Here is a 13,981-nt window from a genome sequence, read left to right on the forward strand (position 1 = left end):
GCGTCCAGTGGGCTGAACGGTTCCGATGGCCTACCGTGGGGGCATGGCCGACGACGGAGCTTCGCTGCCGGGCCAGAATCCTCGCTTCCACGAGGACCTGGTCGGCCTGGACCCGTACGACCCGGAGGCGCGCGCGTTCGCCGAGCACCTCGACCGCATCGAGCGGTGTGGCCCCAACTTCACCATCGAAGCCGCTCTCGACGGCGTGGCCGACTTCGCCGATTCCAGCAACCGCCTCGGCGGGCTGCGCTACTGGGTGTCGGCGCTGATCGTGGTCCTCATCGTGCTCGGCGTGATCGTCGCCGCATGGGACATCGTGGTGCACGCCCTCGCGTGGCTCGCAGCGTAACGTGGATCGGGTGAAAGGTATGAAACCCGTTGTCGGCGCGACCCCGCGCGTCGTGAAGTCCGAGCAGGAATGGCGGGAGCAGCTCAGCCCCGACGAGTTCGCCGTGCTCCGCCAGGCGGGGACCGAACGGCCGTTCACCGGTGAGTACACCGACACCAAGACCACCGGTGTCTACGAGTGCCGCGCCTGCGGTGCCGAGCTGTTCCGCAGCGACACGAAGTTCGAGAGCCACTGCGGCTGGCCGTCGTTCTACGACCCGGCCGACTCCGACGCCGTGCTGCTGCGCGAAGACCGCACCATGGGCATGAAGCGGATCGAGGTGCTCTGCGGCTCCTGCCACAGCCACCTCGGGCACGTCTTCGAGGGCGAGGGCTACCCGACCCCGACCGACCAGCGCTACTGCATCAACTCGATCTCGCTGAAACTGGTACCCCCGTCGTAAAAACCGCCGTCGTAAATCCGCCGTCCTAAATCCTTCTTAAGCGAGCAACCCCCCGCCCTTCCTCGAACGTAGTCTCCGCACACGGACGAGGGAGGGCGGACTCATGACCGACACCTGGGGCATTCCCGGACCGGTGTTCGCGGGCCTGTACCTGGCGCTGCTGCTGCTCGTGGCGCTGGGCGCGGTGGTGCGCGCCGCGCTGCTCGCGCGGGGCCACGCCGGCGGGCCGCCGGAGCGGGCCGAGGAGCTCGCCCTGCTGCTCGGCGGCCGCACGCGGCTCGGTGAGCTGGTGGTCGCCCAGCTGCTCGAACGGCAGGTGGTCCGGCTGGACGGCACCGGGCGCCTGCACCGCGTCCGTGGCTCGGCGCCGGACGACCTGGGCCGGGCCGCGCTCGTGCGGATCGGCAAGACCGGCAGCTCCGTCGACCGGGTGCGCGCCGAGGTGCGCCACCACCCGTCGGCGACGGCGCTCGAGGCCGGGCTGGTCGCCCGCGGCCTGCTCACCGACGTCCGGAAACTCCGCCTGACCTGGGTGCTGACCGCCGTCGCGTACTGGGCGCTGTTCGTGCTCGGCGTGGTCCGGCTGATCGCCGGGTCCGCCACCGGGCACCCCGTCGGCTTCCTGCTGGGCCTGCTCGCGCTGAACACCGTCGCGGCCGTTTTCGGCACGGTCCGCGCCGCGAACAAGCGCGAGGTGAAAGCCACCGTGGCCGGCCGGGCAGCCGCCGAAGAGGCGCGCCGCGCCGGGACGCTCGTCGCGGGCCCGGCCGGGGCGGTCGCGGCGGACGGCTTCGGCGGCCACCCCGACAAGGACGTCCGGCTGGCCGTCAGCCGCGCCACGCAGCAGTCGACGGCCCGCCCCCGCCGGTCCCGCTGGGCGAACGCCGGGGGCGGCGCGGCCGTCGGCTACTACGGCGGCAGCTCCTGCAGTGGCGGTGGCGGGGGCAGCTCGTGCGGCGGTGGGGGCGGCGGCTGCGGAGGCGGTGGCGGCGGGGGCTGCGGCGGTTGAAACGCCGACGCGAGCGCTTGCGTCTCACAGCTACGGTGACCGCGACACTTCGAGGGGAGACGGGCGATGAATGACCCGTGGGGCATTTCCGGACCGGATTTTGTGGTCCTCTACATCGTGTTGCTCGGCGCGGCGCTGCTGGTCCGGGTCGTCGTGTCCGGGATCGTGCGCAGCCGCGCGATGCGGGCCGGCCGGGCGCCGGACGGCCCGCCGCCGACCGTGTACGAGCTCGCCTTCCTCGCCGGCGGCCCCGACCGGGCCACCGACGCGGCGATCGCGGCGCTGGTGGAACGCGGGCAGCTGCGCGTGAACAGCTACCAGCAGATCAGCAAGACCGGGACGCAGCCGGGCGAACCGCTGGAGCGGGCCGTCTTCGACGTCGCGAAGCTGAAGACGACCGCGATCATCCGGGCGAAGGTCCGCGGGTCCGCGGCGATGCGGGCCCTGGAGGAGCGCCTCGACCAGCGCGGCCTGCTGGTCTCGGCGGCGGCGAAGCGGCAGGCCCGGACGTTCGGCCTGCTCGCGCAGCTGGCCGTGCTGGCGCTGGGGGTGGTGCGGCTGGTCAACGGCATCTCCCTCGGCCGCCCGGTCGGGATCCTGGTGTTCCTGGTCGTCGTCGCGGCGGTGCTGGCGATCGTGGCGGCGGTCCGCCGGTCGAAGACCGGACCGCGGCAGCCGTCGGCCGCGGGGCAGCGCCTGCTCGGCCAGGCCCGGTCCGCGGCGAGCGGGCCGGTGCCGGCCGGGATGCTGGCCGGCGGCGTGCTGCTCGGCGGGGCCGCGGCCGCCGTCGCGCTGGGCGGCTGGTCGATGTACCCGGACGAGGAGCTGAGTGCGGCGCTGACCCCGCCGCCGTCGTCGTCGTTCGGCGGTGGTGGCTCGTCCGGCGGCGGGTCGTCCTGCAGCAGCGGGTCGTCGTGCTCGAGCTCGTCGTCGTGCAGCGGCGGGTCTTCGTGTGGCGGTGGCGGTGGGGGCTGCGGTGGGTGAGCTGGGCATCGGGATCGGCTGGCGGCACGAGCTGGACCTGTCCATCGCGCGGCTGCCGGGCGTCGACTGGGTCGAGGTCGTCGCCGAGAACCTGCACGCCGACCACCTGCCGGAGACGCTCGTGGCGCTGCGCGAGCGGGGCCTGCCGGTGCTGCCGCACGCCGTCTCGCTGTCCCTCGGCGGAGCCGAACCCCTGGACACCGGCCGCGTCCAGCACCTCGCGGAGATCGCGCGGGCCCTGGACGCGCCGCTGGTCAGCGACCACGTGTGCTTCGTGCGCGCGGGCGGGCTCGACTCGGGGCACCTGATGCCGCTGCCCCGCACGCGCGAGGCACTGGACGTGCTGGTGGCGAACGTCCGGCTCGCCCAGTCCATCGTGGACGTCCCGTTCGCGCTGGAGAACATCGCCGCGGTGCTCGACTGGCCGGACGCCGAGCTGACCGAGGAGCAGTTCCTCACCGAGCTGACCGAGCGGACCGGCTGCGGGCTGATCATCGACGTCGCGAACCTCTACGCCAACGCCCGCAACATCGGCACCGACCCGGCGGCGTTCCTGGACGGCATCCCGTGGGAGCGGCTGGCGTACGTGCACATGGCGGGCGGCGTCGAGCGCGACGGCGTCTACCACGACACGCACGCGCACCCGGTGCTGCCGGAGGTGCTCGACCTGCTGGCCGAGCTGCGCCGCCGCACCGACCCGCCGGGCGTGCTCCTGGAACGCGACGACGACTACCCGGCTGACGACGAGCTGGCGGCGGAGCTGGCGGCCCTGCGGGCGGCGGTGACGGGGTGAGCCGCGAGGACCTGGCCCGGCGGCAGGCGGAACTGCTGCACGCGCTGCTGGCCGGCGGCCCGCCGCCGCCGGGTTTCGACGCCGCCCGGTTGCGGGTCGAGGCGACCGTGCTGCGGCGCAAGCACGGGCGGGTGCTGGCCTACCAGCGGCCCGAACTGGCCGAGGCACTGGGCGACCGGTACGGGCCGCTGTTCGCGGAGTTCAGCGCGCAGCGGCCGAAGAAGGCGGCCGAGCGATCGGGGGCCTACGCGGACGAGTTCGTGACGTGGCTGATCGCGGGCGGCCACCTGCCGAAGCCGAAACGGGGCTGGCGGGCCCGGCTCCGGCGCCGTTAGGCCGTCCCGGTGCCCCGGGCGGCGGGGTCAGACGGTGAGGACGACCTTGCCGCGGAGGTGCCCGCGCTCGAGCAGCCGGTGCGCGTCGGCGATGCGCTCGAACGGGAACGTCTCCTGCACGTGGACCCGCAGCTTGCCCTGGTCGACGAGTCCGGCGAGACCGCGCAGGGCGACCGGGTCGGGGTCGACCCCGATGCCGCTGAAGCGCATTCCGGCCGCCTCGTACTTCGCGATGAGCGCCACGTCCTCCTCGGCGACCGCCGTCACCAGGTGACCGCCGGGGCGGAGCACGGCCAGCGACCGCTCGGCGGTTTCGCCGCCGATCGTGTCGAGCACGACGTCGATGTCGCGGACGGCCTCGGCGAAGTCGACCGCGGTGTAGTCGATCACTTCGTCGGCGCCGAAGCCTTCGACGAACTCCCGCTTGCCCGGGCCGGCGGTGGTGGTCACGTGCGCGCCGAGCGCCTTGGCGAGCTGGATCGCGAGGTGGCCGACGCCGCCGCCACCGCCGTGGACCAGGACGCGGTCGCCCGCGGTCACGCCGCCGAGGTCGACGAGACCCTGCCACGCGGTCAGCCCGGCGATGGGCAACGCCGCTGCCTCGACGTGGGAGAGCGACGCCGGCTTGCGCGTCAGGTGCAGGGCCGGCGCGGCGACGGCTTCGGCGTACGCGTTGGCCGCCCGGGGGAACAGCGGCATCCCGAACACCTCGTCGCCGGGCCGGAACCGCCACGTCTGCGCCTCTTCGACCACGCCGCTGATGTCCCAGCCGAGGACGAACGGCGGCGGGCCGAGCAGCGGGAACTCGCCGGCGCGCAGGCGCGGTTCGAGGGGGTTCAGCCCGATCGCCTCGACGCGGACGAGGACCTCGGCCGGCTGGGCCCGTGGCTCGGGCGCGTCGACGATGGTGAGGACCTCGGGGCCCCCGAAGGTGTGCTGGGTGATGGTTCGCATGACTCCACGATGGCCGCCCCCGGAACGGCGTACCACCGGTGTCCGGACAGGAAATTCCGGAAACCCGCCACAGCGGGGCTAGGCTGGACGGCGTGTCCGAACCCGTCCCCGAGCCGGTGTTGTCGGCGGGTGATCCGCCGGTCTGCGAGCCCTTGGCCCACGGCCAGGACATCGCCGCGCACTTCCACGACTTCGGCCAGCTCAGGTACGCCGCCTCCGGGGCGCTGGTCACCACCACCGAGGCCGGCACCTGGGTGGCGCCGGCGAACCGCATCACCTGGGTGCCGGCTTTCCACGTCCACCGCAGCCGCTCGCACGGCGAGACCGACGTCCGGCTGCTCCGGGTTCCGGCGGAACCGGCCGGGCGGCTGCCCGCGGAACCTTCGGTGTTCGCGGCCAGTGCGTTGCTGCGCGAGGCTTACCTGGCCCTGGCCGGCGACCACGACCCGGACGGCAGCCCCCGCGCGCGGCTGCTGCTCGAGGTCGTCATCGAGGAACTCGCTCGCGCCCGGCGGGAACCACTGCGCCTCCCGGAGCCGGGCGACGCTCGCCTCAAGGCCGTCACCGACCTGCTGCACGCCGATCCGGCGAGCCCGGCGACCCTGGCGGCGCTGGGACGCCGGACCGGCTCGAGCGAGCGGACCCTCAGCCGCCTGTTCGGCAGCGAACTGTCGATGAGCTTCCACCAGTGGCGCACGCTGCTGCGGGTCCAGCGGGCCCTGCTCGAACTCGGCGAGGGCACCTCGGTCACCGACACCGCGATCCGGCTGGGCTGGGCGAACCCGGGCAGCTTCATCGAAGCCTTCACCCACCTCGTCGGTCAGACACCGGGCCGCTACCGCGCCGCGGCGCGCCTGCCGCAGCTCGTCGTGAGTGGTAAGGCGGGTTAGAACCCGCTTTACCACTCACGACCGGCTGCTCAGGGCGTCCAGGTCGGTTTGTCGACTCCCGGCACCCGCGTCCCGAACTCCCAGTACGGCTCGGCGCCCGGCAGGCCGCCGGCCATCCGCACCCGCGTCAGCCGCCCGTAACCGCTGTCCGCTTCCTCCAGCAAGTCGCGGTGATCGACGTCGGCAGCGGCAGAATCCTTGCGGCCCAGGGAATCCAGCCAGTGGCCCGTGCCCGCCAGCGAAAGCCGGGCCCGCCACGTGCCGCCGTCGGTGACCTGGCGGCGCAACGCCGTCATCACCGCCGCCGCCGTGAGCCAGCCCGTCGCGTGGTCCAGCGCCTGGACCGGCAGCGGCGACGGCGGGTCGCCCCAGGCCAGGCCGCTCGACATCTGGACCAGGCTGTCGAACCCGCGCCGCCGCGCCCACGGGCCTTCCCACCCGTACGCGCTCAGCTCCGCGACCACCAGGCCCGGCCGCAGTTCGGCCAGCTCCTCCGGGCCGAAGCCGATCTTCGCCAGCGCACCCGGGCGGAACGACTGCACCAGCACGTCGGCCCGGCTGATCAGCTTCTTGAGCCGCGCGCGGCCGCCTTCGGTGTCCAGCGCGACGAACGCCGAGCGCTTGCCCTGGTTCGTGTCCCGCACCAGCGCCTCGACCCGCGGCAGGTGCGCCGCCCCGATGTGCAGGACGTCGGCGCCGTGGGCGGCCAGCACCCGGCCGGCCACCGGCCCGGCGAGCACGTGCGTCAGCTCCAGGACGCGGATCCCGCCCAGCGGCCGGTCCGAGTAGAACAGCGTCCGCTTCGGCGCGTCCCCGAGCGGGGCCAGGTCCACCAGCGGCAAGGACGCCACGGCCGCGCCTTGGGGGTGCGCGGCCCAGTCTTCGGGCGAGCGCAGCTCGGCGGCCGCTCCCCCGGCGCTGACGACGGCGTGCTCGACCTCCCGCGCGCTCCGCCCCGCGACGGCCTTCGCGACCGCCTCCCGGGTGCCGGGTACGCCGAGGCCCCAGCAGATCGCCGCTTCGTGCCGCGGGTAGTTCGCGTGCAGGCGGACCCAGCCGTCGGCGGTGCGGTAGTCGCCCGACAGCGGCGCCCAGGCCGGTTCCGCGCCGGCGCCGTCCACCCGCAGCAGCTGCTCGCTCCGGAACGCCGCCGCCGCGTGCCGCGTGTCCGCCGTGACGACACCCGGCTCGATCTCGCGCAGCTTGAGCATTTCCGCGGCCGCCAGCGTCGCGGCCGCGATCGTCGCGGAAGCCGCCGCCGCCACCCGGTACTCACCGGGCAGGACGTCTTCGGTGCCGGTCAGCTCGAACGGTCCGGGCTTCGACCCGGTGAGGGCGTGCCAGACGCCCTCGACGATGTCGCGCACTACGGGAGGGCCGCGACGAGCTCGGCGGGCGGCACGCGGGTGCCGGTGTAGAACGGGATTTCCTCGCGCACGTGCAGCCGCGCCTCGGTACCGCGCAGGTGGCGCATGAGGTCGACGATCCGGTGCAGCTCGTCGGCCTCGAAGGCGAGGATCCACTCGTAGTCGCCCAGCGCGAACGACGCGACGGTGTTCGCACGCACGTCCGGGTAGTCGCGGGCTTCCTTGCCGTGGTCGGCGAGCATCTTGCGGCGGTCGGCGTCCGGCAGCAGGTACCACTCGTAGGACCGCACGAACGGGTAGACGCAGATGTACTTGCGGGCCTCTTCCCCGGCCAGGAACGCCGGGATGTGGCTCTTGTTGAACTCGGCGGGCCGGTGCAGCGCGGTCTGGCTCCAGACCGGCGTCGCCGCGCGGCCGAGCGGGGTCCGGCGGAACCCGGTGTAGGCGGCCTGGACCTGCTCGATCTCCTCGGCGTGCCACCAGATCATGAAATCGGCGTCGGCCCGCAGCGCGGAGAGGTCGTAGACACCGCGGACGGTGACGCCCTTGGCCTCCAGGCCGTCCAGGTACTCCGCGGTCTCGCGGCCGGCCGTCCCGCGGTCCTCGCCCAGCCGGCCCGGCTCGATCCGGAAGACCGACCAGGTGGTGTAGCGGATGGTGTCGTTGAGCTCGTTGTAGTTGACCCGCGCCATGGGTCCATCCTGTCACCGCGGCGGCCCGGCCGCTGCCACGGGTCAGGTGAGAGCACTCACGAAGCCCGGCGGGCCGGCACCCCGGCCGCCCGGCCGAGCGGCGACCGTCCGGACCGAGGTCGCGAATGACTCATTCGGGACCTCGGAGGTCGCGAATGAGTCATTCGCGACCTCCCGGATCCGTCAGGTGGGCCGCGATCCGCTGGGCCGCCGCCTCCGCGGTCGCCACGCACGCCGGCAGCCCGACGCCGTGCAGGGTCGCCCCGGCGATCGCCAGTCCCGGCACCTCCGCCACGGCCTTCTCGATCCGCTCGACCCGGTCGAGGTGCCCGGTGCCGTACTGCGGCAGCCCGCCGCCCCACCGCGTCACCAGCGTCTCCACCGGTGCCGCCGTCACGCCCGTCAGCCGGGCGAGGTCGTCGCGGACCACGCGGACCAGCTCGACGTCGTCGGCCCGCAGCGCGCCCGGCTCGCCGAACCGGCCGACCGAACCGCGGACCAGCACCGGGCCGGTGCCGAAGTGGGCCCACTTGCGCGAAGAGAACGTGAACGCCTTCGACGCGTACGGCTTGCCCGAGGCGTCGCTTTCGCCGGCGCCGATCAGGATCCCCGAGGCCCCGGGCAGCGCGGTGCCGGGCGGCAGCGCCAGCGCGACCACGGCCATCGACGCCAGTTCGACCTCGCCGAAGGCCGCCGAAGCCGCCGGGACGAGGTCGGCGAGCAGGCGGCGGGCCGACGGCGCGGGCACCGCGAGCACCACCGCGTCGGCGTCGGCGAGGTTGTCCGCCGGCGCGTGGGCGGCCGGCGCCGCGCCGATGCGCAGCCGCCACCCGTCGCCGTGGCGCTCGATGTCGCACACGGGCAGGCCGGTCCGCAGCTCGGCGCCGGACGCCGCGGTGAGCCGGTCGATCACCGTGCCGAGGCCGCCCGGCACGGTGCCGAACACCGGCGCCGTCGAAGGGTTCGCGGGCAGCTGGGCGGCCGCCGCCGCGGTCAGCGAGCCCGCGCCCGCGGCCAGTGCGGAGGCCAGGCCGGGCATGGTCGCGCGCAGGCCGAGGCCGTCGGCCCCGCCCGCGTAGACGCCGCCGAGCAGCGGGTCGACCAGCCGGTCCACCAGTTCGTCGCCGAAGCGCTCCCGCAGCAGCGGCCCCAGCGGCACGTCCCCGCCCGGCAGCCGCAGCCCGGGCAGCGACGGCTCGGCCTCGACGGCGCGGCGCCCCGCCTCGGAAAGCACGCCGGCCACCGACTCCGCCGACGCCGGCACGCCCATGACCGTGCCGGGCGGCAGCCCGGTGACGGCGCCGCCGGCGTGGATCTTCGCGCGGGCCTTCGTCGGGTGCACGACGTCCAGCCCGAGCTCGCGGACCAGCGCGAGCATCTCGGGGCGGCGGACGAGGAACGCCTCGGCGCCGACGTCGTAGGGCACCCCGGCGAGCTCGGCCGTGCGCAGCTTCCCGCCCGGCGCCGTCGTCTTCTCGAAGACGGTGATCTCGGCTTCGGGGCCGAGCAGCCGCCGCAGCCGGTACGCCGCGGTCAGCCCGGAAACGCCGCCCCCGACGACCGCGACGCGCTTCACAGCTCGTGCACCAGCCCGACCACGCGGGTCAGCACGTCGGGGTCGACCCCCGGCAGCACGCCGTGGCCCAGGTTGAAGATGTGCCCGTCGGCCGCCTTGCCCTCTTCGGCGATCCGCCGGACCTCGGCCTCCAGCACCGGCCACGAAGCGTGCAGCAGAGCCGGGTCGAGGTTGCCCTGCACGACCGCCCGCCCGCCGAGGCGCCGCACGGCTTCGTCCAGCGGGATCCGCCAGTCGACGCCGACCACGTCGGCGCCCGCGTCCCGCATCGCCGCCAGCAGCTCGCCGGTGCCGACCCCGAAGTGGATCCGCGGCACGCCGTAGGAGGCGACGCCGTCGAGGACCTTCGCCGAGTGCGGCAGCACGAACTCGCGGTAGTCCCGCTCGGACAGCGCCCCGGCCCAGGAGTCGAACAGCTGGACCGCGTCGACGCCGGCGTCGAGCTGCGCGCGCAGGAACGTCAGCGCGACGTCGGCCAGGCGGCCGGCCAGCTCGTGCCACAGCGCCGGCTCGGAGTGCATCAGCGCCTTGGTGTGCTCGTGGTTGCGGCTCGGGCCGCCCTCGATGAGGTAGCTGGCCAGCGTGAACGGCGCGCCCGCGAAGCCGATCAGCGGGGTGTCGCCGAGCCGCTCGACCAGGAGCCGGACGCCGTCGGCCACCTGGGCGACCTGCCCGGGTTCGAGCTCCGGCAGCGCTTTGACGGCGGCGAGGTCGCGCACCGGCGCCGCGGCCACCGGCCCGGTGCCGGGCACGATGTCGATGTCGACGCCGGCGGCCTTGAGCGGCACCACGATGTCGCTGAAGAGGATCGCCGCGTCGACGCCGTGGCGGCGGACCGGCTGCAGCGTGATCTCGGCCAGCATCTCGGGGTCGAAACAGGCGTCGAGCATGGGCACGCCCTCGCGCAGCGCGCGGTACTCGGGCAGCGAACGACCGGCCTGGCGCATGAACCAGACGGGCGTGCGTGCCGGGCGTTCGCCGCGCGCGGCGGCCAGGAACGGGGCTTCGGGCAGCTCGCGGCGGCCGGACGTGGCGGATCGGCGCGGCAGGGGCGTGGTCTGAGACATCGCCGTCAATCGTGCCACGAGCCCGGGAGGGCCGTTCTCTCGGCGCGCCTGCGCCCGCAACTGGGCGTGCCCGCCCTAAAGTCGGCGCGTGACCGCGATGACGCCAGTGCCCGAACTCTTCCGCGAAGCAGTCGCGGCGCTGCAGTCCGTCCGGCCCCGCCCGGAGGTGCTGCTGGAGCCGATGCGCCCGCCGCAGCGGCTCGCGCCGTGGTCGTACGCGGTCAGCTGCGAAGTGTCCGGGCCCGCCGACGTGCTGGCGTCGGGACGGCTGGTCCTGCTGCACGACCCGGACGGCCAGGACGGCTGGGACGGCGTGCTGCGTCTCGTCATGTACGTGCGCGCGGAACTGGACCGGGAACTGGCGACGGACCCGTTCCTGCCGGCCGTCGGCTGGTCCTGGCTGACCGACGCGCTCGAGGTGTCCGGGGCGAGCTGGAAGGCACTGGGCGGCACGGTGACCGAGACGTCGTCGGCCCGCTTCGGCGACCTCTCCGGGCCGGCCCGGACCGACGACCTCGAGCTGCGGGCGTCGTGGACCCCGGCGGACGACGAGCTGCTGCCGCACGGGCAGGCGTTCTGCCAGGTGATGGCCAGCGTCGTCGGCCTGCCCCCGGTCGGGGTGACCCTCTTCGGGCAGCGCCAGGGCTCCTGACCGGCCGTCCGGGCGATCTTCGGCAACAAATCGGCAACGACGGGTCGCCGGCCGCCGTCCGGGAGCACTCCCTTGTACGGATGTGAGCAAAATTCACGTCCGCTGAACACCGTTCACCCCCTCCGGCGCTCTGAGCCGCCGCCGGACGCCCTCGGCGGCCCGGATGACCATCAGGCGCCCGGCGCACTCCGCCGATCTCCGAGGCCGTTTCACGTCTCCTCGTTCGTGACTTCCCGTGGTCACGCACCGCAACAAGATCAAAGGGACGCGCGGGCGGCCGTTGGCACCGCGCCACGGACACGGACAGTCACAGTCCCCCGCCACGACCAGCCCCGCCGGCGCCGCACACGGGTGCCGGTCGAGTCCCGGCGGGGGCCACATTCCGGGGGCCGTGGGCGCCCATCCGGCCCTCCGGCACTAGGCGCACCGGAAGCTGCACGCCTCATCTGCACGGCCATTTGGACGCCGGTAACCACTGTGCATCGTGTTCGCTGGGCTATCCGTTAGCAACCGGCCGTGTACTAGCCCGATCGTGTTACTACGAACCCACTGAGTGACTGTTCGTTTGAGATAGATACCCATTCGATCCCCCCGCAACGGCCTCAGGGCGGCTACAGTGCCTTCGACGACACCACTTTCGGTCTAAAGCTGGCGCGGCTGAACGGCCGAAGGTCCCGGTGCCGGTCGGGGGGCACGACCGACTCCAGGGAGGTAGTGACGTGGCTACCGTCGGCTTATCTCAGGCCGTCCGATCCACGCCAGCCGGTGCTTTGCCGGCGAGCATGGTTCCGCACCCGCGGGAAGAGCTTTTTTCCGTGTTGGTGGTCGATGACCACCCGCTGTTGAGGGAGGCAATCGCAGCAAGACTCGCACAAATGGGTGCGGGTACCGTCCACGAAGCCGCCACGGTGGCCGAGGCGAGGGCGCGAGCACAGGCCACCGGGCCTTGTGACCTGGCGATCCTCGATCTCGGACTGCCGGACGGCAGCGGCATCGAGCTGGTTACGGAACTCCGTAGCCACGGGTGGCCGCGCGTGGTGGTCCTCGCATCCTCGGACGACCCGTACGCGGTCCGCTCGGCCTTCCAGGCCGGGGCCCAGGCGTACCTGCTGAAGTCCGCGTCGCCGGTCGTCGTGACCGACGGCGTGCGGCGTGTGCTCGAGGGCGGCGTCTACGCCGACCCGAGCGTGGCTCCGGTGCTGGCCACCGGGACCCGCGTCGCGGGCACCGACAACACCCCGCGCGAGCTGTCCGCTCGTGAGGTGGAGGTGCTCCAGCTGGTCGCCGACGGGCAGTCCAACAAGGAGATCGGCGAGGAGCTTTCGCTCTCCGCCCTCACCGTCAAGTCCCACCTCTCCCGGATCGGGCGCAAGCTCGGCACGGGCGACCGGGCGCAGATGGTGGCACTGGCCATGCGAGCCGGCGTCATCCGCTGACGAAAGCAAACCTCCCTGCGGGGCGGGCGGACCAGGCGCGGTACGCCCGTCCCGTAGGGTCGTCAACCATGGGAAGCACAGAGGCCGAGGACACCGGGATGGAGATCGAGTCCACGGGCGGCCCTGTGCTGCTACGCGAACCCGCCGAGGGCACGCCCCCGGTGATCACCGACCCGGCCGCGCTGGCCGACGCCTGCGCGAAGCTCGCCGCGGGCTCCGGTGCGGTCGCCGTCGACACCGAACGCGCGTCCGGCTACCGGTACTTCCCCAAGGCCTACCTCGTGCAGCTGCGCCGCGAAGGTGCCGGCACGGTGCTGATCGACCCGATCGCGCTGGACGGCGAACTCGCCCCGCTGCGCGAAGTCCTCAACTCCCTGGAGTGGGTGCTGCACGCCGCCTCCCAGGACCTCCCCTGCCTCGCCGAGCTGGGCCTGCACCCGGCGGCGCTGTTCGACACCGAGCTGGCCGGACGGCTGGCGGGCTACGAACGCGTCGCGCTGGGCACGCTCGTCGAGCTGCTGCTGGGGTACACCCTCGAAAAGGGCCACAGCGCGGCCGACTGGTCGAAGCGGCCGCTGCCGGTCGACTGGCTGAACTACGCCGCCCTCGACGTCGAGCTGCTCGTCCAGCTGCGCGAAAAGCTGGAAGCGGAGCTGGGCGCCCAGGGCAAGCTGGACTGGGCCCGGCAGGAGTTCGAGTTCGTGCGGACGGCCCCGCCGTCCCCGCCGCGGGCCGAGCCGTGGCGCCGGACGTCCGGCGTGCACAAGATCCGCAGCCCGCGCGGCCTCGCGGCGGTGCGCGAACTGTGGCAGGCGCGGGACGAGCTGGCCCGCAAACGCGACCGCGCGCCGAGCCGGATCCTGCCGGACAGCGCGATCGTCAACGCCGTCACGGCCGACCCGAAGACGGTCGAAGAGCTGCAGGCGCTGCCGGTGTTCAGCGGCCGCGTCCAGCGCAAGTACACGGCGAGCTGGCTGCGGCACCTACAGGCGGCCCGCGCGCTCCCGGCGTCGGAATTGCCGTCGCCCTCCCAGCCGACGGACGGCCCGCCCCCGGTGAACCGCTGGGCGGACAAGGACCCCGACGCGGCGGCCCGGTTGTCGGCGGCCCGCGCGGCCCTGGCGGCGATCGCGGAGGACCGCCGGCTCCCGGTGGAGAACCTGCTGCTGCCGGACCTGGTCCGCCGCACGTGCTGGCGCCCCCCGGCCGAGACCGACGAGGACTCGGTGGCGGAAGTCCTGCGGGCGGGCGGCGCTCGGCCGTGGCAGGTGGAACTGACGGCGTCGGTGCTGAGCAAGGCCTTGCAGACCACCGCTTCCTGACAGATCCCGCCTGCCCTGCCCCACCCCGAGCGCCCCAATGTGGCGTTCGGTGCGTTGGACGCAACCAATGTGGCGTTCGGTGCGTTGAACGCAACCAACGCCACATTGGGGCG

The 13,981-nt window shown here is 73.8% G+C and carries 15 protein-coding genes; 10 read left to right on the plus strand and 5 right to left on the minus strand.

The window, feature by feature from the left end; genetic code table 11:
* Positions 1–43 precede the first annotated feature (43 nt).
* From Q5425_RS06570 to Q5425_RS06595, 6 genes are all read left to right on the plus strand, one after another.
* Positions 44–349, plus strand: a complete 306-nt coding sequence (locus tag Q5425_RS06570; protein ID WP_176176147.1) for a hypothetical protein — start codon at positions 44–46, stop codon at positions 347–349.
* 19 nt (positions 350–368) lie between these two features.
* Complete coding sequence (gene msrB, locus Q5425_RS06575; RefSeq protein ID WP_308671187.1) at positions 369–791, plus strand: peptide-methionine (R)-S-oxide reductase MsrB; 423 nt, start codon at positions 369–371, stop codon at positions 789–791.
* Between the two features lie 103 nt (positions 792–894).
* Positions 895–1,800: a TIGR04222 domain-containing membrane protein gene (locus tag Q5425_RS06580; protein ID WP_308671188.1), complete on the plus strand. Its 906-nt coding sequence runs from the start codon at positions 895–897 to the stop codon at positions 1,798–1,800.
* Positions 1,801–1,866: 66 nt separating this feature from the next.
* On the plus strand, positions 1,867–2,784 hold the full coding sequence (locus Q5425_RS06585; protein ID WP_308671189.1) for a TIGR04222 domain-containing membrane protein: 918 nt from the start codon (positions 1,867–1,869) through the stop codon (positions 2,782–2,784).
* Entirely contained in the window at positions 2,777–3,577 is an 801-nt protein-coding gene (locus Q5425_RS06590; protein ID WP_308671431.1) for a DUF692 domain-containing protein, read from the plus strand. Before Q5425_RS06585 ends, Q5425_RS06590 begins: the two co-directional genes overlap by 8 nt.
* On the plus strand, positions 3,574–3,912 hold the full coding sequence (locus tag Q5425_RS06595; RefSeq protein ID WP_308671190.1) for a hypothetical protein: 339 nt from the start codon (positions 3,574–3,576) through the stop codon (positions 3,910–3,912). Before Q5425_RS06590 ends, Q5425_RS06595 begins: the two co-directional genes overlap by 4 nt.
* A gap of 27 nt (positions 3,913–3,939) precedes the next feature.
* Here Q5425_RS06595 and Q5425_RS06600 read toward each other — a convergent pair whose 3' ends face one another.
* On the minus strand, positions 3,940–4,866 hold the full coding sequence (locus tag Q5425_RS06600) for an NADP-dependent oxidoreductase (protein ID WP_308671191.1): 927 nt from the start codon (positions 4,864–4,866) through the stop codon (positions 3,940–3,942).
* Positions 4,867–4,958: 92 nt separating this feature from the next.
* Between Q5425_RS06600 and Q5425_RS06605 the strand changes: the two genes are divergently transcribed.
* Entirely contained in the window at positions 4,959–5,756 is a 798-nt protein-coding gene (locus Q5425_RS06605; RefSeq protein WP_308671192.1) for a helix-turn-helix transcriptional regulator, read from the plus strand.
* 29 nt (positions 5,757–5,785) lie between these two features.
* Here the strand turns inward: Q5425_RS06605 and Q5425_RS06610 are convergent, their stop codons facing one another.
* The 4 genes from Q5425_RS06610 to hemE form a co-directional block, all read right to left on the minus strand.
* Positions 5,786–7,123 carry a CoA transferase gene (locus Q5425_RS06610; RefSeq protein WP_308671193.1) on the minus strand — a complete coding sequence of 446 codons (1,338 nt, stop codon included), beginning with the start codon at positions 7,121–7,123 and terminating at the stop codon, positions 5,786–5,788.
* Positions 7,123–7,815: a hydrogen peroxide-dependent heme synthase gene (gene hemQ / locus Q5425_RS06615; protein ID WP_308671194.1), complete on the minus strand. Its 693-nt coding sequence runs from the start codon at positions 7,813–7,815 to the stop codon at positions 7,123–7,125. The genes Q5425_RS06610 and hemQ overlap by 1 nt, the downstream gene beginning before the upstream one ends.
* A gap of 160 nt (positions 7,816–7,975) precedes the next feature.
* Complete coding sequence (hemG, locus tag Q5425_RS06620) at positions 7,976–9,391, minus strand: protoporphyrinogen oxidase (RefSeq protein ID WP_308671195.1); 1,416 nt, start codon at positions 9,389–9,391, stop codon at positions 7,976–7,978.
* On the minus strand, positions 9,388–10,458 hold the full coding sequence (hemE, locus tag Q5425_RS06625) for a uroporphyrinogen decarboxylase (protein ID WP_308671196.1): 1,071 nt from the start codon (positions 10,456–10,458) through the stop codon (positions 9,388–9,390). Before hemE ends, hemG begins: the two co-directional genes overlap by 4 nt.
* Positions 10,459–10,546: 88 nt before the next feature.
* Between hemE and Q5425_RS06630 the strand changes: the two genes are divergently transcribed.
* The 3 genes from Q5425_RS06630 (at position 10,547) to Q5425_RS06640 (ending at position 13,868) form a co-directional block, all read left to right on the plus strand.
* Positions 10,547–11,110, plus strand: a complete 564-nt coding sequence (locus tag Q5425_RS06630) for a DUF3000 domain-containing protein (RefSeq protein ID WP_308671197.1) — start codon at positions 10,547–10,549, stop codon at positions 11,108–11,110.
* Between the two features lie 719 nt (positions 11,111–11,829).
* Positions 11,830–12,546, plus strand: coding sequence for a response regulator transcription factor (locus Q5425_RS06635; protein WP_033291604.1), 717 nt, complete (start codon positions 11,830–11,832; stop codon positions 12,544–12,546).
* A gap of 98 nt (positions 12,547–12,644) precedes the next feature.
* Complete coding sequence (locus Q5425_RS06640) at positions 12,645–13,868, plus strand: ribonuclease D (protein ID WP_308671432.1); 1,224 nt, start codon at positions 12,645–12,647, stop codon at positions 13,866–13,868.
* Positions 13,869–13,981 lie beyond the last annotated feature (113 nt).

The organism is Amycolatopsis sp. A133, assembly GCF_031082405.1.
Lineage (GTDB): Bacteria > Actinomycetota > Actinomycetes > Mycobacteriales > Pseudonocardiaceae > Amycolatopsis.